The organism is uncultured Phocaeicola sp., from assembly GCF_948499155.1.
GTDB classification, from domain to species: domain Bacteria; phylum Bacteroidota; class Bacteroidia; order Bacteroidales; family Bacteroidaceae; genus Phocaeicola; species Phocaeicola faecalis.
Genome location: NZ_CAOOSE010000022.1, coordinates 1 through 23,066, shown reverse-complemented (window position 1 = coordinate 23,066; position 23,066 = coordinate 1). Strand labels below are relative to the sequence as shown.

Here is a 23,066-nt window from a genome sequence, read left to right as displayed (position 1 = left end):
GTGATACACGCTTACGGACGTAAGCAAAAACAGCATTTAATTTTATTTTATTGTAAACAGATACGGCTTATTCCGTTACTGAAGACGTGTTATATAGTGTCCTGAACTGAAAAGGAGATGATAATGCAGGGGAAAAGAGCCGGAACAAAATAGGTAATTGCATGAAAGTAATGAAATTCGGCGGAACGTCCGTAGGTTCCGTGGACAGTATTTTAAAAGTCAAACAGATAGTAGAGGCTGCCGAAGAGCCTGTAATCGTAGTGGTATCTGCTTTGGGTGGCATCACTGACAAGTTAATCAATACTTCGCAAATGGCAGCTAATGGCGATGCGGAGTATGAAAAAGAGTATCGTGAGATAGTGAACCGTCACATTGAGATGGTGTACACCGTTATTCCGGCGGGCGAAGGACGCACCGTATTGCTGGATAAGGTCAATGAACTGCTGAGCGAGTTGAAAGATATCTTTCAAGGTATTTATCTGATTAAAGATTTGTCTTCCAAGACTTCTGCAACTATCGTGAGCTACGGTGAACGTTTGTCGTCTATTATTGCGGCAACGCTGATAAAGGGAGCTGTGTGGTATGATTCGCGCAACTTTATCAAGACTGAGAAGAAACATGCCAAGCATATTCTGGATTCGGAACTGACCACTTCGTTGGTGAAAGAAACATTTGATGAAATTCCGCAGGTGGCACTGGTGCCCGGTTTTATATCTACTGACAAGAATAGCGGAGAAGTGACTAATTTGGGACGTGGCGGTTCGGATTATACAGCTTCCATCATTGCCGCATCTCTGAATGCCGGCAGTCTGGAGATATGGACGGATGTGGACGGCTTTATGACTGCCGACCCGCGTGTCATCAGCACTGCTTATACCATAAATGAGCTGAGTTATGTAGAGGCTATGGAGCTTTGCAACTTTGGTGCGAAAGTGGTTTATCCGCCGACTATCTATCCGGTGTGTCACAAGAATATTCCTATTCTGATAAAAAACACCTTTAACCCCGAGGCCCCCGGAACCATTATCAAGCAGGAAGTCGATTCAGGCTCAAAGGCCATTAAAGGTATTTCGTCTATCAATGATACCAGCCTGATTACGGTGACAGGCTTGGGCATGGTGGGAGTAATCGGCGTCAACTTTCGCATCTTTAAGGCATTGGCGCAGAATGGCATCAGTGTGTTCATGGTGTCTCAGGCTTCTTCAGAGAACAGCACTTCCATCGGTGTCCGTAATCAGGATGCTGCATTGGCTTGTGAGGTGCTGAATGAGGAATTTGCAAAAGAGATAGAAATGGGTGAAATCAGTCCGGTGGTGGCTGAGATGAATTTGGCTACTATTGCAATTGTAGGCGAGAACATGAAGCATACGCCGGGTATTGCCGGAAAGCTCTTTGGAACATTGGGACGTAACGGTATCAGCGTGATAGCTTGTGCGCAAGGTGCTTCCGAAACCAATATCTCTTTTGTGGTAGAGGCTAAGTCTCTTCGCAAATCTTTGAACGTCATTCATGACTCGTTCTTCTTGTCGGAGTATCAGGTATTGAACTTGTTTATCTGTGGTACCGGTACGGTAGGCGGCAGCCTGATAGAACAAATCCGTTGCCAGCAACAGAAGTTGATGCAGGAACGTGGTTTGAAGCTGAAGGTAGTGGGCATTGCCGATGGGCATCGTGCACTCTTCACACGTGCGGGCATTGACCTTGCTTCCTATAGGGAAGAGATGGAAGAAAAAGGAATTCCGTCTTCTGCCGGTGTGCTGCATGACGAGATTATCGGCATGAATATTTTCAATTCTGTTTTTGTGGATTGTACGGCAAGTGCCGAAGTAGCTTCTCTTTATAAAGAGTTCCTGATGCATAATATCTCTGTAGTGGCAGCCAATAAGATTGCCGCTTCATCGGATTATTCCATTTATAGCGAGTTGAAGCAAATAGCTCGCAAACGGGGAGTGAAGTTCTTGTTTGAGACAAATGTGGGTGCGGGGCTGCCGATTATCAATACCATCAATGACTTGATAAATAGTGGTGATAAGATTTTGAAGATAGAAGCGGTGCTCAGTGGAACTTTAAACTATATCTTTAATAAGATTAGTGCAGACGTGCCTTTCAGCCAAACCATCAAGATGGCACAGGAAGAACGTTATTCGGAGCCTGACCCGCGCATCGACCTGAGTGGAAAAGACGTAATCCGCAAGTTGGTTATCTTGGCGCGCGAGGCCGGATACAAGTTGGAACAGACAGATGTGGAAAAACATCTTTTTGTACCGAATGATTTCTTTGAAGGGGCTTTGGAAGAGTTCTGGAAGAAAGTCCCGTCGCTGGATGCTGATTTTGAGGCTCGTCGTCAGAAGTTGGAAAACGAGAATAAGCGTTGGCGCTTCGTTGCGAAACTGGAAAACGGTAAAGGCAGCGTGTCTCTGCAGGAAGTAGACAGCAAACATCCGTTCTATGGATTGGAAGGCAGTAATAATATTATCCTGCTTACCACCGAACGATATAAAGAATATCCAATGATGATACAAGGATACGGTGCCGGTGCCAGTGTTACTGCTGCCGGAGTATTTGCCGACATCATGAGTATCGCAAACATTTAGGCTTATGAAACACATTATTATTCTGGGTGACGGTATGGCCGACTGGCCGGCTGAATCATTGGGAAATAAAACATTGCTTCAATATGCTGCTACACCCTATATGGACAAGCTTGCCCGTATGGGACGTACCGGAAGGCTGATGACCGTTGCACCGGGTTTCCATCCGGGCAGCGAAGTGGCGAATATGTCGGTTATGGGCTATAATCTGCCGAAAGTGTATGAAGGGCGCGGTCCGTTGGAAGCGGCGAGCATCGGAGTAGACCTGCAACCGGGTGACATGGCGATGCGTTGCAATATTATCTGCATTGAAGGAGATAATATAAAGAATCATTCTGCCGGTCATATCACCACCGAAGAAGCTGATGTGTTGATTAACTATTTGGAAGAGAAGTTGGGCACAGACCGCATTCATTTCTATACAGGGGTGCAATACCGTCATTTATTGGTGATAAAAGGAGGCAATAAGCATTTGGATTGCACGCCTCCCCATGACGTTCCGTTGAAACCTTTCCGTCCGCTGATGGTGAAGGCCGAGGTGCCGGAAGCACAGGAAACGGCAGAACTGATAAATGCCCTTATCCTGAAATCTCAAGAATTGCTGGCTGAACATCCCATTAACAAGAAGCGTATAACCGAAGGTAAAGACCCCGCCAACAGCATTTGGCCGTGGAGTCCGGGCTATCGTCCGCAGATGGAACCATTGGCAGAGAAGTATCCGGACATCAGGAAAGGTGCGGTCATTTCGGCTGTCGATTTGATTAACGGAATCGGATATTATGCCGGATTGCGCCGCATCACAGTGCAAGGGGCAACAGGGCTCTATGATACAAATTATGAAAACAAGGTTGCCGCCGCATTGGAAGCGCTTCGGACAGACGACTTTGTATATCTGCATATCGAAGCCAGTGACGAGGCGGGGCATGAGGGGGATTTTAAGTTGAAGCAGCTCACGATTGAAAATCTGGACAAGCGGGCTGTCGGTCCTATCTATGAGGCGGTAAAAGATTGGACGGAACCGGTTGCCATAGCTGTGCTTCCCGATCATCCCACACCTTGCGAACTGCGTACACATACTGCTGAGCCGGTGCCTTTCCTCATTTATTATCCGGGCATAGAGCCGGACAATGTACAGACATTTGACGAGGTGGCTTGTGTGGAAGGCAGTTACGGAGTGATGAAAGAAGATGAGTTTATGAACGAGTTTATGGCAGCCCCTGCGCTGCATAACGATTAAAAAACAATCTATATTATGAAATATTATAGTACCAATCATCAGGCCCCGGCTACTTCATTGGAAGAAGCTGTTGTGAAGGGGCTGGCTTCCGACAAAGGTTTATTTATGCCCGAAGCTATTAAAATGTTGCCGAAAGAATTTTATGATAACATAGAACACCTGTCTTTTCAGGAAATAGCCTATCGGGTAGCTGATGCTTTCTTTGGCGAGGATGTGCCGGCCGATACATTGAAACAAATTGTTTATGATACGTTGGGTTTTGATGTTCCTGCCGTAAAGGTGAAGGATAATATTTACTCATTGGAATTGTTTCATGGCCCTACCTTGGCTTTTAAAGATGTGGGCGGACGGTTCATGGCCCGTTTGCTGGGTTACTTCATTAAAAAAGAAGGGCAGAAGCAGGTGAATGTCCTGGTCGCTACTTCGGGAGATACCGGCAGTGCAGTAGCCAATGGCTTCCTCGGAGTGGAAGGTATCCATGTGTATGTGCTTTATCCGAAAGGAAAGGTCAGCGAAATTCAGGAAAAGCAGTTCACTACGCTGGGACAGAATATTACGGCTTTGGAAGTGGACGGTACGTTTGACGATTGTCAGGCATTGGTAAAGAATGCGTTTATGGATGCTGACTTGAATGCGCACATGAAACTGACTTCGGCAAATTCTATTAACGTGGCCCGCTTCCTGCCTCAGGCATTCTATTATTTCTATGCATACGCGCAGTTGAAGAAAGAAGGAAAGGCGAATCAGATGGTGGTATGTGTGCCTAGCGGTAACTTTGGCAATATTACGGCCGGTCTGTTCGGAAAGCGTATGGGTTTGCCTGTGAAACGCTTTATAGCAGCCAACAATCGGAACGATATCTTCTATCAATACTTGCAGACCGGAAAATACAATCCGCGTCCTTCCATCGCTACCATTGCCAATGCAATGGATGTGGGCGACCCCAGTAACTTTGCTCGCGTACTGGCATTGTACGATAACAATCACGCTGCCATTACAGCGGAAATCTCGGGTGCGACCTATACAGATGAACAGATTCGCGAAACAGTGAAGGAAGCCTATCGGGAAACAGGCTATTTGCTCGATCCGCACGGAGCTTGTGGTTATCGCGCCCTCTCGGAAAGCTTGCAACCGGGCGAGACCGGTGTCTTTCTTGAAACGGCGCATCCGGCAAAGTTCCTTGAAACAGTGGAAGCTATCATTGGCGGCAAAGTGGAGATTCCCGCCAAGCTGCAGGAGTTCATGAAAGGAACCAAGCAGAGTATTCCGATGGATAAAGACTTTGATAGCTTCAAGGCTTATTTGATGAAAGAATAATTTCTCTGTAAATATATATTAGGAAAAGACTTCACAGCAGAATGTAAATAAAGTGGTGGAGTCTTTTTTTATGCAAAAGAGGATGGTAATCTCTTAATATTAACTACATTTGTGAATTTACTAAAATCATTGTTTTATGAAAAGGTTATTCCCCTTTTTGATATTCCTGCTTTGTGTATTTTCTCTGACTGCACAAAATAATCAGTTTAACATGGACAGTACGCTCTTTGTTTATTATCAAAGGTGTGAGAGAATCAGCAGGACACCCGGGATTCTTCAAGCGGCTGATACTCTTTTTAGAATGGCTGAAAAATTGGGAGATAAACGTACGCAGGCGGCCGCCCTGTGTCATAAGGCCAGTTATTTTTATTTCTGTGGAATGGATATGGACAGCCTTCGCTACTATTCGGAAGAGGTGAAGCATTTTGCCAGACAGACCGGTCAGCCTAAGTATTATTATTGGATATGGGGAAGATACATAGAGGGCTATATTATAAAGAAACAATTCAATTTGGCTTTGCTGGAATTGAAAACTATGCAGGAAGAAGCCACAAAAGAGAATTATATGCCCGGACTGATTTCTTGTTATAAGTCAATGAGGAATGTCTATAGCCTGAAAAATAATGTTCAATTGGCTTATGAATATCAAAAGAAGGTGGTAGAACTGATAGAACAATACGACATTGAAGACTTTAACCTTAGTCTGATATACGCTACTTTGGCTCATGATATGATAAATCTGAATAAGACAGAAGAAGCCAAGCCCATATTGGAAAAAGCATACGTAGCGGTGAAACGTCCTTCCCAAGAGTTTTCAGTCATGAAAAGTGATGCTTTTTATTGGTGGAAGAAAGGAAATGCGCGGCAAGTAGAACAGCTTATCCGGAAGGCGGAAGCTTTAAACCTTCCTGATATGGGCAATGATTTGTGTGATATTAAAACATATTATTATTGGTTGACCGGAGAGTATAGTAAAATAGTGGAATTATATGAGTCGTCTTATGATAAAAGCAGAGTGGATCAGTTGCGCTTTTTAAAGGTAAAAGCGGAAGCTCTTCAAATGGTTCCCGGTCGTGAAAAGGAAGCGAATGAGCAATACAGTTTATACATTCAGTTGCGTGATTCGCTGGAAAGACGGGATGCCCAAGTGTCTTTGGAAGAGTTTGCGACAATCATGGATGTTTCACGTCTTAATAAAGAAAACAGTGAGTTGGAGCTTGCCATGAGCAGACATAAGTTGCATACGACCTATGTATCTTTGATAGGATTGGGAATCTTTATTCTAGTGATGTGTGTGTTTACTTTTAAGCTGTGGAGACTGAACAGGCGTTTGCGTCATTCTGAGTTTGATTTGCGCCGGAAGAATATGGCATTGACTGAAGCTGATAAGATTATTGTCAAAGAGAAGGAGCGTGCCGAGAATGCCAGTCGCATGAAGAGTGCTTTTATTCAAAACATGAGTCATGAGATAAGAACGCCTCTTAACTCTATTGTAGGTTTTTCACAAGTGCTTGTCGAGGAACTGAGAGGTCAGGAGGACATGAAAACGTATGCAAGCGTGATAACGGAAAACAGTAATAACCTGTTGAAACTAGTAGGGGATGTTCTGGAGCTTTCTACTCTTGATACAATGGATAAAGAGATTAAGAAGATTCCGGTCAGCATAAACGATTTATGTTCTTTGGCGTTGAAACGTGTGAAAGACGACTTAAAGCCAGAGGTGGAATTGTTGTTCGACTCTTGGAAAAATGAATATCCTGTTTGTTCTGACTCAAAACTGATAGCGACAGTACTTGATAATTTATTGCTGAATGCAATCAAGTTTACTACTCGAGGGAAAATAACGTTGGATTGCCATTTGTCGATGGATGCACAGCATATAGAGATAGTGGTGACAGACACCGGCATCGGCATACCCGAAGACAAGCAGGAGTGGGTGTTCGAGCGTTTTACCAAAGTAGATGAATTTACTCAGGGTACAGGGCTCGGACTGGCTATCAGTCGGCTGGCTGCACAATTATTGGGAGGACAGATTATGATTGACTCTGATTATAAGGAAGGCTGCCGGATGGTGTTCACTCTCCCTGCCGATAAAGTTTAAGATACTTCATTTTATACCGCTGTTCGGTAAGAGGGGCGGAAGGATTTTTATTTGTTCCGGAATACGGTCAACTAACCGTTTGGGCTTTTCCCAGACACTTGTCATCTGTCTGTTTATACTCTATGCGAAGTTGTTTATAAACTAAACAGGGAGGGTGTATCAAAACTAAGTTAAACCAAAGAAGGACTTTTAATCTGAAACTTGGGCATCCTAAAAAGCAAGAGAAGGAGTCGTATCATTACTCGAAATAGAGTTCGATATGGCTCTTTTAAGTTTGGCAGTTACAATCTGTCACTTTTCGGAAGGGGCATTTTTGTTTTGACACCCCCCTTTGCAACTATTCGGGAAAGGTTGCGTCTTATGTAAAAAAGGAGAATATGAAAGGAGAAAAGGAGAATGAGCAAGCGTTTCTGACTCTGATAAAAGAGTATGGAAGACTGATTTACAAGGTCTGCTATCTCTATGCCACAGACGAGGAGCATTTGAAAGATTTGCATCAGGAGGTTTTGATACACCTGTGGCAAGGATTCCGAAGTTTTAAAGGAGAAGCGAAGATTTCCTCCTGGATTTATCGGGTGAGTCTGAATACTTGTATATCATTCTATCGCAAACACAGTAAGATTACGGATACTATGTCGTTGGAAAGCCTGTTCGACTTGATGATTGATGAGAGCGATGAGAAAGCGGTACATCTGCGCGAGATGTACCGGCTCATCAGTCAGCTCAACCGTTTGGAGAAAGCCATCATTCTGTTGTGGCTGGACGAACGGTCGTATGAAGAGATTGCCGAAATCACCGGTATCTCGCGCAATAATATTGCTTCGAAATTGAAGCGGATTAAGGAAAAATTAAATGGATTGGCAAATCAATAGAAAGGAGTAACTATGGAACTGGAAGAATTGAAAAAAGGTTGGAAAATGATGGATAAACAGATGGATAAACTGGAATCGGAGAACGAGGCGCCGGTGAGTCGGATTACACAGAATCGTGCAGTCTCTTCACAGCAACGGTTGATAAGGGAATATCAGATGATGACAAGTATATGCCTGATGACTCCATTCTGGATAGTGATGATACAACGAAATGTGGAAGGATTTCCGGACTGGACAGTATATATGTTCTTTGTGTTCTTTATGGTCATGGCTGCCCACAAAGGCTTTATATGGTGGAAACTCGCCCGCTTGGATTACAAACGGATGACGGTGAAAGAGGCTTTGATTGCCACCTATAAATTAGAGAAATATCAAAAGACGGGCATGCTTTTTGGAATATCCCTGGCTGTTCCGGTGCTGGTCTGCTTTATAGTAGAGTTGTATTTGTTACATGAAGTCTATGCCCTTTATGGTGCTTTTTGTGGCTTGCTAATCGGTCTGTATATAGGATTTAGAGTCCGCAGACGAATCAAGGGAGAAATAAAAGCAATGCGGGAAGCGTTGGATGATGAGTTGGATTAGTTCCTGTGCCGGTCAGGTTAAGGGATTCTTATAGGTGGGCTAAGGATTCTTATACGGAAGATTACTACGTTCCATTGCATCAGGACGTACATCCCACTGTAGCAGGACGTATGTTATGCTGTAGTGGGACACATAGTAGGTGACTGCAAGTAATCCCTTAATCTTTAGTCAGAAAAGGCTTGGTCTGCCTGTTGGAATACCTCAGGCAGTCTGAAGAATTTGAATCTTTTAATAGAACTGTGTCAATAAACTTTCGAAGGAGGAATACGTTTGTGTTTCCCCTTCCCATGTAAGTACCAGCTTGTCAGGCGATAATGCAAGGAGGTGAGGCGTGTTCGGGTTCTTTTCTTTGGATAGCAGACAGGTATAACCGTGGCGGTTCAGTGCATTGATTGTCCAATGCAGCAGAGTATCATTCCTGGCTTCTACCCTGATTCCTTTCTTCCCATCCACTCTTGGATAGTAGATGCCGTGATTGTAATCAAACAGAATATTCTCATGTGAGAATAAAGTCTCCATTCGATGGCTGAGAATCACATCTTCCGTCGTTCCACATTGCAATCCTTGTTCCTTGGACAGCAGCCAAAGTTTGTCGGACAGCACCAAGGCTTGTTCAATGTCATGGGTAGACAGCAGAATCGCTTTGTTCTGCTCTACAGCCAGTTTGTGCAGCAAGGTCATAATTTCAATACGGCTTACCACATCCAGAAAAGCAGTCGGCTCATCCAATATAATCAGCGGACACTCTTGTACCAATGCCTTGGCTATCATTACCTTTTGCCGTTCCCCGTCCGAAAGCTCCGCAGTATAGCTTTCGGCTTTGTGGGCAATGCCTACGGCTTCCAATGCTTCTTTGATAATGAGATGGTCATGCCGATGCAAGCGTCCGAAGAAGCCTGTATGCGGTTGGCGTCCCAAGGCTACCAGTTCATATACGGTCAATCCTCCGGCCTGTGTCTTGTCTGTCAAAACCACGCCAATGGTGCGTGAACGTTCTTTTTCTGAATAGTGGTGTAAAGGTTTGTCCAGTAATTGCAAATCTCCTGCCAATGAGGGTTGCGAGGCAGACAATGTACGGAGTAAAGTTGATTTGCCGGCTCCGTTCGCTCCAAGCAGGCTGGTCAGTTCGCCCGGATAGAGTCGGAAAGAAAGATGTTCGTGCACTTTCTTTTCTTCTTTATGGGTGCGATAACCGATACATAAATCCGTTGCGGTGATGACTGCATGCTTCTTCATTAATTGAAATATTGAATTTTACGTTGGTTTACGATAACATAAATGATAATGGGCGCACCGATGACAGGAGTCACGGCATTCAGCGGAATGATACCGGCTTCGCCCGGCAGAATACAGATGAAGTTGCAGAGCAGTGCAATGGCTCCTCCTGTCAGCATGGTGACAGGCAGCAGCGAGTTGTGGTTGGATGTTCCCAGCATCAGGCGGGCAATATGCGGCACAGCTAGTCCGATAAAAGAGATAGGCCCACAGAAAGCGGTGGTGATGGCTGTCAGCAGTCCGGTGGCGATAAGCAGCAGGTTGCGGGTGCGACGGATGTTGATTCCCAGGTTTTCGGCATATCGGGTGCCCAGCAACAGGGCATTCAGGGGTTTAATCAAGAGGATGGTAATCAGCAGCCCCGCTGCGGTGACTACGGAAAAGAAGGGAAGTTGCTGTAAGGATACTCCTCCGAAGTTGCCCATCCCCCAAATCATATAAGAGTGTACTCCTTCTGCCGTGGCGAAGAAATTGAGCAGGGAAATGGCAGACGAGGTGATATAGCCAATCATAATTCCTATAATAAGCAGCATGATGCTGTTCTTTATCAAGGTGGAGAAGAAAAGAATAATCCCCATCACTATCATGGAACCGATGAATGCGCCGATAATGACAGAAATGAAACCGGAGAGGGTAAACGCGCCGGCAGTGATTGTACCGGCTCCCGCCAGCATGACCAACGCTACTCCCAGGCTGGCTCCCGAACTGATACCCAAAATGGAAGGATCGGCCAATGGATTATTGAAGGTGGTTTGCAACATCAGTCCCGATGTAGCGAGTGCCATTCCACAAAGCAGGGCAGTGATGGCTTGTGGCAGGCGGGATTCCCAGACAATGAAACTCCAACTTGCCTTTTCTACTTCATTACCCAAAAGGATGTGTCCCACCGCTTCGGCAGGGATGTTCACCGAGCCGAACAGCAGGTTAGCTCCTATCAATGCAAGGATAAGGAGCAGCAGTATGATGCCGTATTTCGTTCCTTTATTTCTCATTTTGTTTTGTTACCGTAGGGGCGGACCCATGTGTCCGAATGCATTCCCGAATGCATACAGAAAGATACATTCGGGAATGCATTCGGACAGGCAAAACCTGCTCCACAGAAGTTTACTCCGCTAATTTAGTGAAATATTTTAATTCATACCCTTCTAAAAGCGTAGGATGGAAGATTTTTATCAAATCTTTCAGCAACCAGTCGGGATGGAAAGGATAATCTTCATAAAGGGAGACTTTATTGGTGTTGCATCCGTAAATCTTCCGTTCCTTGTAAGCACGGAAGCCGGCGTATGGAGCATAATCCTGTTTCAATTCTTTATAAGTCTTGTCAATGGCCTGATTATATTTGATGAGCCAAAAGTCAGCATTCTGGCCTTTATCAAATACCGTTTCGAAAGCAAGAGGAACGGAACCGCTATGTTCGTCTGCAGCAAACACATAATTGGCTCCTGCATCTGCATATAGCTGCGCCGAAGTGCTTTTCCCTCCCGGAACATACCATGCCGAACCGTTTTTCAGTTCGCTGATTACACTCGGTGCGGATGAAAGGGGGGCAACCAATGCTTTCAGCTCCTGATAGTTCTTTTCCACTTCCGCAAACAAGCTGTCTGCTTGTTGCGTCCGCCCGAACAGAAGTCCGTAAAAGCGTGTCCATTCGGCACGTCCCAATGCCGAAGTTTCCATATAGTCTGCACATTCGATAATGGGAATGTTGAGTTTCTCCACTCGTCCGTATCCGCCGCTGTTCTCAAAGGGGGAGAGCATAATGGCATCGGGGTGCAGGTCAATCATCTTTTCTATATCCGGGTTCATGCCGTCCCCTACATCGGCGATGCTTCCTGTGCGGCAGCCATCCTGCACTTCTTGCAGTTTGATATACTTCAAATCACAGACTCCTCCGATACTTTTCAAAGCGCCAATCTGATTGAGCAATCCGCAATGTACGGATGAGTAAACAACGGCCTTGCTCAATGGAGTGCGGACAAGCGTCCCTTCCGGCAAGTCGGCAGGCAGGGGCTTTTCTTTGTCAACCAAGACGTAGGTATGCAGTATGCGGGTCGTATCCCATGGATTACGCAGCCGGGCGATGGTATAGTCTTCGGTTGCAGACAGGCTGAGGTTCTCTGCATAACGCAAAGGAATTGCTTCTTCTGTAATAGAAGCAGAAGAAGTCTTGCTTCTTCCGCCGCAGGCGGAAAGAAGCAAGACCGAAAGCATCAGGTGAATAAAGAGAGAATATTGTTTCATTGGTTAGTCAATAAATAAGGCTGCTTTAGGAGCTATGCCACATTCGAACTTTTCAATGAAAGTACCATCTTTTTTGAAACGGTAGATGTCTCCGTTGGTGGTATAGTCTCCTGCGCCAATGTAGAAATCTCCATTTTCAGGATTAATGCTCAACATGGTGATGATGCTTGTCTTTAGCTTATCGGGCATTTGCACGAATGCTTTTTCTACTTTCTCGTTGGTCTTGGCATTGTAAGAGTATAATGTGTGTGTGGAAGTGTTGTCTGCATAGTTCGTTTCAGAATAGATGACATATACTATATCGTCATGTTCTGCCATATAGACGCCTTTACCTATTTCTTTATACGTCTTGGTTATCGGGTCGAAGAGAACCACAGGATAAGGATAATTGTTATAGTCATTGCTACCGTAACCTTGAATAAACAGTTTGTCTCCTGCTTCCAGAATCTTTTTCGGATTTTGGAATATTTCAATGTTTTCTGCTTTATCAAATGTATTGATATCAATAATAGACAAACGGTTGTCATAGCCGAATCCTGAATTTACCAGATACAGTTTTCCATCTTCTTCAATAATGCCTTCCGGATTTTTACCGACAGCAACCATCTTTTCGAAGGCTAATGTATTGGCATCCAAACGCGCTACATTTCCGCTAGTCAGGGTTACATAGATTTTTCCATTCTCGGCAACCATGCAGCGTGGCTGCCCTTGTTCATCTGTAAATTCATAGCGTTTCAGTTCTACACAAGCCTCATTCAGTTTGGTGATGTATTTTGAACCATACACAGCCACGTAGATATGGTTATTGTAGCTTATCATATCTTGTCCCGTATCGCCCAATTTGGCATTGTTTTGCTTGAAGAAAATGTCATCAATGACATCTAGGGATTTGTTCGGAGCATAGAATGTGATGCCGGCATTGTTTTTTTGATAAGATCCCATATTCAAAATATAGACACGGTTTTCAGGCAATTCCACCTTCGAACCTTCATCGTTTTTTTTGCTGTCATCGTCATCATCACTACATGAGGTGAATGAAACACCCAGCATTAACATACACAGTGTACCAAAAAATAGACTTCTTAGTTTCATAATTAATATTTAAAAGTTAGACATTTATATTGTTTAAAATCTTAATACTCCCGTTATGCGCCAGGAACGTCCGGGCATGGGATAATATTTGATAACATCATATTGTTTGTCAGTGAGGTTGATAACTTCTGCCTGAAGGCGGAGGTGACAGCCTTTCATCGGGAACTCCCGCCATAAAGTGGCTGTGTGCTCTACATAACCGTCTATCTTATTCACCGGAATATTCTGTGCCATGTAATAGCGTTCGCTCACTCCTGTCAGACTGTATCCCACATTAATCCAGGGAGTTTCGATAGTAGCCGAAGCATTGCCGCTATGCTGAGGCGTATAGGGCAGTTGGTCTTTATAATTCTTGGCATCAGGATTTGTCATATCTATTGCTTTTTGCCAAGAGTAATTGCCGCTTAATCCTACGTTTATGTGAGGGCAGACCGGTATGGAGGTGGCAATTGTCGCATCGAGTCCGGTGATATGTACCGTGCCGTAATTCTGCATTTTCCATACATAAGTGCTGGGAAAGGCCACTATTTTATCGGTTACTTCATTATAATATCCGTCGAGAGTGACAGAAAGGAAATCGGTGAACGAAAACGGCTTGCCGTTCCAAGTGACACCTATATTATATTCGCGTGCCTTTTCCGGGCGTAAGGAGGTATTTCCTATGCGTAGATAATAAAGGTCATTGAAGGTAGGTACGCGGAACGTATTCTTATACATTGCGCGGACGTATAATTGTTCTTCTTTCCATGGCTGAATGGAAACAGACAGGGTGGGCGACAGGCGTTTCCGGTCGTCGGGAGTATTCCCTGCTTTTACTTCTTCCGTAATGAAAGTCCCCACCAATGTTCCCGATAGCTTGATACGTCTCCATTGGTAACGTGCATTGAGGGCTGTGAGTGAGGAGTATCTCACCGGGTTGGGGCTGTCGTTGATATTGGTGTGAAGGGTATTGATGAATCCGTCTTGCGCGAGCGATAATTCCAGACCTTTGACGGGACGATAAAGTACGGCGGCGGACAGATAATATTCATCCTGACGGTTGATGTCGGTCTGCTTCCCGTTTTCATACTTCACATCTGTATCTTCGTATTTGTTCCATGAATGGTTGAACTTGGCTTGCGCCTGCAAAGTCCATTTGGGCGAGAAGCTTTTCTTATAGCGGGCTTGGGTAAAGAAATTCTCGTCCCACAAGCGTTCTTCTGCCTTTGGGTTGTATAGAATGACGGCACCGGGCAGTCCTCGTTTGGAATAAAAATAATAGGCTTTCACATCCAACGTACTTTCGTCATGGAAAGTATGAAACAGATTGGCCTCTCCCTGCCATGTATTAATATCCGAATTGTTTCTTTTCTCTTGAGTGATGTATTTTCCGTTTTCTAGTGTGAAGGGATAATTACCGTCGGCACGCATAAAGGATGCATCGGCCGACAGGCTGGTGTGTTCTCCCAACTTTTGCCATCTGCGTATGGATGGGGCTATGTGGCCGAAGGCTCCTCCCCGGATTTGTATTTGTGACAGAGAGGATTTCCCGTTCTCGAAGACGGGTTTCTCTGTTTCAATGCTGAGTACTCCTGCCGAAGCATACAGACGGGCCGGTTGCAGCAGATTCTCATCTTGTCCGATTGCTAATGACAGAGAGGATACATTGTCGAGGGAGAAACGCCCTATATCGATTTGTCCTGCCTGACTGTTGCTGACAACTACTCCGTCGTAGCTGACAGCTGTGTGTGCAGCCCCTAAATTGCGGACGGAAACGGTCTTCAGACCGCCTATGCCTCCGTAATCGCGGACGTTGGTTCCGGCAAAACGCCTTACGGCATCTGCCATGTTCTGTAATCCCAGGTTCTTTATATCTTCCTTGTTGATAAGTTGTACAGGGCTGCCGGTTGTTATTTTGGCAGGCGGACGTTTGGCAGTTACCGTGACTTCATCTATTTTATGCACCTTTCCGGTAATGGAATCTCTTTTCTCCTGTGCCTGCATATCAAACGGCAATAGGAGAAAGCTGCAAAATAGACAAAGCCATAGCTTATAAGCCTGGTTGTTTTCTCTCATTTTAAAAAAGTATTAATGAATAAATACCGCATTCTTACCGCTGCTCTTTCCTCGAAAGCGACGGTCGATGACTTTACGTTTTGCAGGTCTTCTGACTTACTCCTGTTTACTTGCCTTCCCACCTTATTATATATACAAGCAGTGGCGTGAGTGATAAGTAAACCTATCTTTTCAGGGTAGATGGAGCTTACAGCAGCGGGACTGTTCAGGACTTGCACCTGATTCCCTTTTCATCCGCTTCCTCGCATCGGTCGGAGGTATGCGGAACAAAACGTGGCAAAGATAGTTTGTTTGGATGAATAAGAAAAGGAAAATGATGAAAATTTGCTTTCTTATGAATTAATCCGTTGCAGGTTTATTTCTCCCCCAGCAAGAGCAGGCGGGTGTAACGGTTCTTTTTCAGCAGCAAAACTACTTGATAACAAAGAATCAGTTCTAGTGTCGCTACCGTGGGACCTACAATAAAGCTTCCGGCGGTGCCGATGTAGAAGCCCAGTCCGTGCAGCGTGCACTCCAGCAGGAAGGTTTGTACCCAGTAGATTCCCAAAGTGCATTTTCCTACGTTGTTCAATGTAGGGGTGAGGCGCCCGTGTTCTATCTTGCTGTACACCCACGGTGCCGATAAAAAGAAGACCATACTGCCCGCCATGCCGATAACCATGCGGTAGACGGTGATATTTAAGTTTGTCCAGTCCACAGTGCCGTTAGCCCAGTCCACCACTTGGATGGGAACCATATATACAGTGAGTCTGCCCGACCAGAAAGGAAGCAGGGCGGCAAAGGAGATGAGGCTTGCAATCAGCAACCGGCTGCGATGCCGGTTAATCACTTCTTGTTCTTTCTGGCAGAAGTAACCGAGCCAAAACATGGGCAGCATGAAGTTGATGTTATCTACATTGCCCAAGGGCAGGATGGTGAAAAGGACAACGGAAACCAGGACTGCCGCCCATAAGCGGCGTAAGGATTTGAGGGCAATGTAGCCGATAAGGTAGCAGAAAAAGACGCACTTGAGGAACCATATCGTGTTGAAGAAGCCGAGCCAACTGAAGTCCATCAGTTCGGGGCAGGGATTGTATCCGCTGAGTGTGACAAACACATACATGATGACGAAAGCGGAAAGGGAAGGGATGACCAGTTGGACAAACTTTTTCTTCACCAACTCACCGAAAGATAAGTTGAGCGAGGAACCGAAGAAATACCCGCACAGCAACATGAACAAGGGCATGTGATAGGTGTAAATGAAACTCCAGATGGGGTTGTCCCAAAAATCATTTCCGGTGGTTTGTTCCACGGAGTGTCCCAACAATACACTGGCAATGGCGAAGAATTTTAAGAAATCCAAATAGGGGATACGGGTCTTTCGAGGTGTAATCATAGTCTTATCAAGTTCTTTTGCGGTTGCAATATTCGTAATAAAATGGGATATATACAAGTTTTTGGCAGTCTAATAATAAGCCTTTCTCGGTTTATTAGGATGTCTTCGCCGTTTCAGCCGGGTAGAACTGCCGTTTCACCTTGGTGACATGATAATTTCAGCCGGGTGGAACGACAGTGTCACCCGGCTGAAACGATAAGATGTCTTCGTCTTGACAGCTTAGTCGCGCAGATATAATTGTCAGTTCATACTGAAGATAAATTCGGACCGTGTTGAATATAATTAAACTGGTGGTTAATAATATTCAATTATTAATTTGTTTTATTCAATATAATAGGTACATTTGTCCAATGAATCATCTTTAAATGTGAAATATATGAAACAGTTGAATTTAATTTTAGCTGGTCTGTTTCTCTTGTGCGTCCTTTATGGTCGGGCGCAGGTGCTTCCTTTGGAAGAAAATGTGGTGCTGAACACCAAGGAAGGACAAATCAAAGGGAAACTGCTTTTTCCCGGTGGGGTGAAAACCTGTCCGGTGGTGCTTGTCATAGCCGGTTCCGGACCTACGGATATGGACGGTAACTCAGCCGTTGGCAACTTGAGAAATAATTCCTTGAAGTTCCTTGCAGAAGGTTTGGCGGCAAACGGCATCGCTTCTTTGCGCTTTGACAAGCGCGGGATAGGAACCAGTGCGTCGGCAGGTAAGGAGGAAGCGAAACTTCGTTTTGAAGATTACGTGAATGATGTGACGGGCTGGATTGATTACCTGTCGAAAGAGAAACGTTTTACTACAATCACGGTGGCGGGGCACAGTGAAGGGGCGTTGATTGGAATGCTGGCCTGTCAGAACCGGCCGAAGGTGAAAGGCTATATCTCGATTGCCGGTGCGGGCCGTCCTGCCTACGAGATAATAGAGGCGCAAGTGGCCGCTCAACAGACTCCGGAAACGGTGCAGAAAGAGGTGGCATCCATCAACGAGGCCTTGAAAAACGGTAAGGAAGTGAGTGACGTGCCGGCTTATCTGCAATCATTATATCGGGCTTCTGTCCAGCCCTACATGATTTCCTGGTTCAAGTATAATCCCCAGACGGTGATTGCTTCTGTCAAAGTGCCGGTTCTCATCGTTCAGGGTAAAAATGATATTCAGGTAGCGGTGGAAGATGCCGAACTTCTGAAGAAGGGTTGCCCGACTGCCGAGGTGGTTTTGATTGACAAGATGAACCATGTGTTGAAAGACTGTGAGTCGAAGGCCATGCAGCAGCAGATGCCGACTTACGGAAATCCTTCTCTGCCGGTGAACAGTACTTTGATAACTTCTGTCAGCACATTTGTGAAAGGTCTGAAATGATATGGGAGAAATGAAGAAACGTCTGCCGTTGCAATGCCCTGCGTGCGATGCGCCGTTGAGGGTGGGAAGACTTTTTTGCGAGGAGTGCCATACGGAGGTGTGCGGAGACTTTGAACTGCCTGTGCTGGCGCGGCTTTCGGATAAAGAGCAACAGTTTATTCTTGACTTTGTCAAATCGAGCGGAAGCTTGAAGGACATGGCGAAAAGCATGGGCGTCAGTTATCCCACGGTGAGAAATATCTTGGACGATTTAATTGACAAACTTTCTAAAATGAATGAATAATGGGAAATAAAATGATAGACAAAGCGGTGAATCCGTTTATACAGATTGCCGGTGCGCGGGCATTGGCATGGGGAGCGTTGGGGCTGGTGGTTTCTACTGTAATATGTTATTATGCCGGCTATCATTATCATGGGTTGCTTCATTTCGGTCAGGCGCCCAACCCTGCCTGGTGGTGTTATCTGGCAGAGCATCTGATAGTGTGGCTGATACCTGCTTTGTTGTTTTATCTGGGCGGCAAAATATTCTCGCGTTCCCGCATTCGGCCCATCGATGTGTTGGGGACCGTATTGTTTGCAGAGCTGCCTTTGCTCGGGATGACTTTAATTTATTTGGCACCTCCCATGCAGATGATGGCAAACATGGACATGAGCATGTCTCCTCAGGAACTGCTGGCGCAGCCTTTTATCCTGCCGGCTATGATTCTGTCATTGTTGGGTATTCCGTTTCTGCTGCTTACCCTTGTGTGGCTGTTTAACGCTCTGAAAGTGTCGTGCAACTTGAAGCGCTGGCATTTGTGGGCAGTGGCTCTTGTCGGCATTTTGGGCGGTGATGTGTTGTGCCGTATGTTGATAAGTTATTTGTATTGATGAAATAAGAAAGGGGGATGCCAGAAGTTTGGTTGGAACTGTGGCACCCCCTTCCATCTATACAGATGCGTTATTTAATCTTCTCTCGAATCTTGCTAAGATAGGCACGCATCCCCGCAGCATCTTTGTTGTTGATGATATCCAACAGCTCGTTCAGCTCTGTACGGATACCTTCTACTTGTGCAGGGGTGCGGGGATTGAATAAAATTTCCTGCAACAAATAGTCGTCTTCGCTCAATACTCCTTTGGCTATCTTCATGTGACGCTTGAAAGTCGTTCCCGGAGCATCCTGATGCTTCATCACTGCCGCAAAAACGAAAGTGGAAACAAATGGGATGGACAGCGAATAGGCCACAGTCTCATCGTGCTCGTCGAAGGTATATTCGAAGATGTTCAGGCCGAGGTTCTGGTACAAGTCTTTGAAGAAGATTTTACCCAGATGGTCGCCTTCGCTGATGATGATGGCATTTTCGGTACTTAGTTTGTCAAGGTTGGCAAATGTAGGGCCGAACATGGGGTGGGTAGACACGTAGCGGAAACCGCATTGGTCATAGAACTCCTTCAGTCCGGTTTTTACCGAAGCAATATCGCTGATAATGCAATCCTTGGGGAGAGCGGGCAATACTTGATGAAAAGCATCCAATGTATATTTTACGGTAGCCGCATTGATAACCAGTTCGGGCTTGAATTCTTCAATCTCTTCGAGTGTGGTATATCGGTAGGTGTTGTAAACGAAACGAAGACGTTTCGGGTCAACATCAAATACGGCAGTTTCGTGCTGGAAGCTTAATACATCGGTAAAGAAGGAGCCCATTTTGCCGGCTCCTAAGATTAATATTCTCATCGGTTTATTTATTTATGATTTCCATTTGTTGCCTTACACTTTCTTCGTGGATGGCTTCGAATACTTTTTTAATGAAGTCTGAGTCCATGCCGCACAGTGAGCCTTGTGCGCCGCGCTTGTCCAGAATTTCATTGTAACGGCCTGTCTGCAGGATGGTCATATCATGTTCTTTCTTGAATGTACCGATTTCGCGGCAGACACGCATACGTTTGGCCAATACCTCGATAATCTCATTGTCGCAATCATCGATTTGGTTACGCAGCTCACCCAGATTTTCGGTTGTCTGTGTTTCTTTGCGGATAACCAGCAGATTCAGGATATAGTCCAGCACATCGGGGGTTACCTGCTGTGAAGCGTCGCTCCATGCACAGTCGGGATTGCAGTGTGACTCTACTATTAAACCGTCAAAACCCAAGTCCATCGCCTGTTGGCAGAGGGGAGCCACCAGCTCGCGCTTGCCACCGATATGGCTGGGGTCACAGAAAATAGGTAGTTCGGGAATGCGGCGGCGCAACTCGATAGGAATATGCCACTGCGGTAGGTTACGGTAAATCTTTTTATCGTAAGAAGAGAATCCGCGGTGGATAGCACCCAATTGCTTCAAACCTGCATTGTTGATACGCTCTAAAGCACCAATCCATAATTCAAGGTCAGGGTTGACCGGGTTTTTTATCAAGATAGGAATATCCACACCTTTCAGTGCATCGGCTATTTCCTGCACAGCGAATGGGTTGGCAGTGGTGCGTGCACCAATCCAAAGCACGTCGATACCGGCCTTCAGACATTCATAAACGTGCTTGGCAGTAGCCACTTCGGTGGCAACATACATACCGGTTTCTTGTTTCACGCGTTTCAGCCATGCAAGACCGTCCACGCCGATACCCTCGAAGCCACCTGGCTTGGTACGCGGCTTCCAGATGCCGGCACGGAAAATCTTAATACCTTTATTGGCCAGCATGACGGCTGTATCCATAACTTGTTGTTCTGTTTCGGCACTGCATGGGCCGGCGATAATCATCGGGCGTTTCTTTTCAATTCCCGGAAGTTCGATAGGTTTTAATTCTAGTTCCATAAGGTTATCTTGTTTTGTTGTTTCTTCTATGTCTTTGTCATTCTGAATAATTAGAAAAGAATCTGTAAACACATAGCGGCCGTATTCAAGTTGTTCATTTCATTCGGAATGACAGGATTTGATTGGTATTATTACATTATCTTTTTAATTCTTTCCAGCGCTTCGGCCAGCTTTTCTTCTTTGGCGCAAAGCGAGATGCGGATATAGCGTTTGCCGTTGCTTCCGAAGATAAAGCCCGGAGTGATGAACACACGTGCTTCGTGCAATACCTTCTCGGTCAGCTCTTCCACATCATTGTAGGAATCGGGGATGCGTCCCCAGAGGAACATGCCTACTTGGTTGGAGTCAAAAGTACAGCCGAGCACTTTCATTATCTCTTCTGCCAGCCGACGGCGGCGGCTATATACATTGATGTTGGCTTCTTCGTGCCATTCCACGCTGTTGTTGTAAGCTTGTGCGGCTGCCAGTTGCATGGGACGGAAAGTGCCAGAGTCTATATTGCTCTTGATTTTCAATATCCATTGTACGAACTGTGCATTGGTGGCGAGCATTCCTACACGCCAGCCGGGCATATTGTGGCTCTTGCTCATAGAGTTGAATTCGATACAACATTCTTTGGCGCCGGGTACATTGAGGATGCTCAACGGTTTCTTGTTCAGGATAAAACTGTATGGGTTGTCGTTTACAATCACGATGTTGTGGCGGCGTGCAAAGTCAACCAGCTTTTCATATAGTTCCATGGTGGCGTTCGCTCCGGTCGGCATATTGGGATAGTTGGTCCACATAATCTTGACACGGCTCAAGTCCATCTGTTCCAGTTCCTCAAAGTCGGGTTGCCAATGGTTGTCTTCGCGCAGGTTATAGTTCACAATCTCACTTCCCAGTATCTTATTTAAAGAGGTGTAAGTGGGATAGCCCGGATTTGGAACCAACACTTGGTCACCCGGATTGACTAATGCCAGCGTAACATGCAGGATGCCTTCTTTCGAACCAATCAGGGGTTGGATTTCGGTTGCCGGATTAAGCTCTACATTATACCATCGTTTGTACCAGTCGGCCATGGCTTTGCGTAGTTCGGGAATGCCGACAGTGGGTTGGTATCCGTGCACATCAGGACGCTTTGCCTGTTCGCACAACACATTGACGGTTTCTTCCGAAGGAGGCATATCAGGGCTTCCGATACCCAGGCTGATTACGTTTTTACCTTCGGCATTCATCTGTGCCACTTCTTTCAGTTTACGGCTGAAGTAGTATTCGCTAACATTCGCCAGGCGGTCTGCCGGCTGAATATTATATGGTTGATGTTCCTTCTGCATATTCTCCTAATATTTTAAGTTCTTTTGTTAATGGTGAAACGGCGTCGATAGACTGCTTGTATCTCAAATAATCATTGAAGAGCACGTCTACATAGAACAGATATTCCCATTCGCGGCCTATAATCGGTAATGATTGAATTTTGGTCAGGTTTATTTTATAGAAAGAAAAGATAGAGAGCACTTGCGACAGACTTCCTTCGTTATGAGGGAGGGAGAAAACGATGTTGGCTTTGTTCACTTTCGAACGTTCACGCAGGTCATCGGCTTTCCATGGGTCGGCCACTACCAGGAAACGGGTGAAGTTGTGTTTGTTTGTTTCGATGCCTTCTTCCAATACCTTCATTCCGTACAAATCGGCGGCATATCTGGAGCAGATGGCGGCATGTCCTTTCAGATTTTCCCGTTTGATGGCTTCCGCACTTCCTGCCGTATCTTCCGTTTCCACAATTTTCAGCTTGGGATGTTGCATCAGGAATTCGCGGCATTGCGCTAAGGCGACGGGGTGTGAGTTGACTTCTATCAGTGTTTCCCAATTGTCGTCCGGCAAGCACATGAAGCTGTGTTTGATGCGCAGTTTATGTTCGCCGACAATGGTCATTCCGCTTTCGCGCAGTAACTCGTAGTTGTGCAGCAAGCTGCCTGCAATGGTGTTCTCGATGGCGAGCATACCAATCACATTACTATCCTGCTTCATGTTCGCAAAGATTTCTTCGAACGTGGAACAGCAGATTAGTTCGATTTCTTCCCCGGGGAAGAACTTGTGGGCGGCGATGTCGTGATATGAGCCCGGTACACCTTGTATTGCTATCTTTTTCATTCGTATATATATTATAAAAAAATCCCGCTTCTGCCGGAAGCGGGATTTCGTTGTTATTATC

General features: G+C 45.6%; 19 protein-coding genes and 1 riboswitch. Of the genes, 9 read left to right on the top strand and 10 right to left on the bottom strand.

What is annotated here, in order from left to right; genetic code table 11:
- The first annotated feature begins 161 nt into the window (after positions 1-161).
- The 6 genes from thrA to QYT14_RS14200 all read left to right on the top strand — a co-directional run bounded on the left by thrA (position 162) and on the right by QYT14_RS14200 (position 8,700).
- Positions 162-2,594, top strand: a complete 2,433-nt coding sequence (thrA, locus tag QYT14_RS14225) for a bifunctional aspartate kinase/homoserine dehydrogenase I (RefSeq protein ID WP_237039679.1) — start codon at positions 162-164, stop codon at positions 2,592-2,594.
- Positions 2,595-2,598: 4 nt separating this feature from the next.
- Positions 2,599-3,828, top strand: a complete 1,230-nt coding sequence (locus QYT14_RS14220; RefSeq protein ID WP_288325281.1) for a cofactor-independent phosphoglycerate mutase — start codon at positions 2,599-2,601, stop codon at positions 3,826-3,828.
- 15 nt (positions 3,829-3,843) lie between these two features.
- Positions 3,844-5,145, top strand: a complete 1,302-nt coding sequence (thrC, locus tag QYT14_RS14215) for a threonine synthase (RefSeq protein ID WP_288325280.1) — start codon at positions 3,844-3,846, stop codon at positions 5,143-5,145.
- 136 nt (positions 5,146-5,281) lie between these two features.
- Positions 5,282-7,246 (top strand): HAMP domain-containing sensor histidine kinase, encoded by a 1,965-nt coding sequence (locus tag QYT14_RS14210; protein WP_288325279.1) that lies wholly within the window; start codon positions 5,282-5,284, stop codon positions 7,244-7,246.
- Positions 7,247-7,623: 377 nt separating this feature from the next.
- Positions 7,624-8,118 (top strand): sigma-70 family RNA polymerase sigma factor, encoded by a 495-nt coding sequence (locus tag QYT14_RS14205; RefSeq protein WP_288325278.1) that lies wholly within the window; start codon positions 7,624-7,626, stop codon positions 8,116-8,118.
- A 12-nt stretch (positions 8,119-8,130) separates the two neighbouring features.
- Positions 8,131-8,700: a hypothetical protein gene (locus tag QYT14_RS14200; protein WP_288325277.1), complete on the top strand. Its 570-nt coding sequence runs from the start codon at positions 8,131-8,133 to the stop codon at positions 8,698-8,700.
- Between the two features lie 228 nt (positions 8,701-8,928).
- Here QYT14_RS14200 and QYT14_RS14195 read toward each other — a convergent pair whose 3' ends face one another.
- From QYT14_RS14195 to QYT14_RS14170, 6 genes are all read right to left on the bottom strand, one after another.
- Positions 8,929-9,936 carry an ABC transporter ATP-binding protein gene (locus QYT14_RS14195; RefSeq protein WP_288325276.1) on the bottom strand — a complete coding sequence of 336 codons (1,008 nt, stop codon included), beginning with the start codon at positions 9,934-9,936 and terminating at the stop codon, positions 8,929-8,931.
- A complete protein-coding gene (locus QYT14_RS14190; protein ID WP_237039672.1) occupies positions 9,936-10,967 on the bottom strand; it encodes an iron ABC transporter permease in 1,032 nt (343 codons plus the stop codon). The genes QYT14_RS14195 and QYT14_RS14190 overlap by 1 nt, the downstream gene beginning before the upstream one ends.
- A gap of 112 nt (positions 10,968-11,079) precedes the next feature.
- A complete protein-coding gene (locus QYT14_RS14185; RefSeq protein WP_288325275.1) occupies positions 11,080-12,216 on the bottom strand; it encodes an ABC transporter substrate-binding protein in 1,137 nt (378 codons plus the stop codon).
- 3 nt (positions 12,217-12,219) lie between these two features.
- Positions 12,220-13,308 carry a hypothetical protein gene (locus tag QYT14_RS14180; RefSeq protein WP_288325274.1) on the bottom strand — a complete coding sequence of 363 codons (1,089 nt, stop codon included), beginning with the start codon at positions 13,306-13,308 and terminating at the stop codon, positions 12,220-12,222.
- Positions 13,309-13,341: 33 nt separating this feature from the next.
- Positions 13,342-15,363: a TonB-dependent receptor gene (locus QYT14_RS14175; protein ID WP_288325272.1), complete on the bottom strand. Its 2,022-nt coding sequence runs from the start codon at positions 15,361-15,363 to the stop codon at positions 13,342-13,344.
- 63 nt (positions 15,364-15,426) lie between these two features.
- A riboswitch (cobalamin riboswitch) is annotated at positions 15,427-15,650 on the bottom strand.
- A 68-nt stretch (positions 15,651-15,718) separates the two neighbouring features.
- Positions 15,719-16,738: an acyltransferase family protein gene (locus QYT14_RS14170; RefSeq protein ID WP_288325271.1), complete on the bottom strand. Its 1,020-nt coding sequence runs from the start codon at positions 16,736-16,738 to the stop codon at positions 15,719-15,721.
- A gap of 376 nt (positions 16,739-17,114) precedes the next feature.
- Between QYT14_RS14170 and QYT14_RS14165 the strand changes: the two genes are divergently transcribed.
- The 3 genes from QYT14_RS14165 to QYT14_RS14155 are packed head-to-tail and all read left to right on the top strand — an operon-like array spanning position 17,115 to position 18,956.
- A complete protein-coding gene (locus tag QYT14_RS14165; protein WP_288325269.1) occupies positions 17,115-18,086 on the top strand; it encodes an alpha/beta fold hydrolase in 972 nt (323 codons plus the stop codon).
- 1 nt (position 18,087) lies between these two features.
- Positions 18,088-18,369, top strand: a complete 282-nt coding sequence (locus QYT14_RS14160; protein WP_288325268.1) for a DUF2089 family protein — start codon at positions 18,088-18,090, stop codon at positions 18,367-18,369.
- Positions 18,369-18,956: a hypothetical protein gene (locus tag QYT14_RS14155; RefSeq protein WP_288325266.1), complete on the top strand. Its 588-nt coding sequence runs from the start codon at positions 18,369-18,371 to the stop codon at positions 18,954-18,956. The genes QYT14_RS14160 and QYT14_RS14155 overlap by 1 nt, the downstream gene beginning before the upstream one ends.
- Positions 18,957-19,026: 70 nt before the next feature.
- On the opposite strand, the gene QYT14_RS14150 is transcribed toward QYT14_RS14155, so the two are convergent.
- The 4 genes from QYT14_RS14150 to QYT14_RS14135 all read right to left on the bottom strand — a co-directional run bounded on the left by QYT14_RS14150 (position 19,027) and on the right by QYT14_RS14135 (position 23,005).
- Positions 19,027-19,800 (bottom strand): prephenate dehydrogenase/arogenate dehydrogenase family protein, encoded by a 774-nt coding sequence (locus QYT14_RS14150; protein WP_237039664.1) that lies wholly within the window; start codon positions 19,798-19,800, stop codon positions 19,027-19,029.
- Between the two features lie 4 nt (positions 19,801-19,804).
- Positions 19,805-20,872: a bifunctional 3-deoxy-7-phosphoheptulonate synthase/chorismate mutase type II gene (locus QYT14_RS14145; RefSeq protein WP_237039663.1), complete on the bottom strand. Its 1,068-nt coding sequence runs from the start codon at positions 20,870-20,872 to the stop codon at positions 19,805-19,807.
- A gap of 131 nt (positions 20,873-21,003) precedes the next feature.
- Positions 21,004-22,188, bottom strand: a complete 1,185-nt coding sequence (locus QYT14_RS14140; RefSeq protein ID WP_288325264.1) for an aminotransferase class I/II-fold pyridoxal phosphate-dependent enzyme — start codon at positions 22,186-22,188, stop codon at positions 21,004-21,006.
- Positions 22,163-23,005 (bottom strand): prephenate dehydratase, encoded by an 843-nt coding sequence (locus QYT14_RS14135; protein WP_237039661.1) that lies wholly within the window; start codon positions 23,003-23,005, stop codon positions 22,163-22,165. Before QYT14_RS14135 ends, QYT14_RS14140 begins: the two co-directional genes overlap by 26 nt.
- Positions 23,006-23,066: the final 61 nt, after the last annotated feature.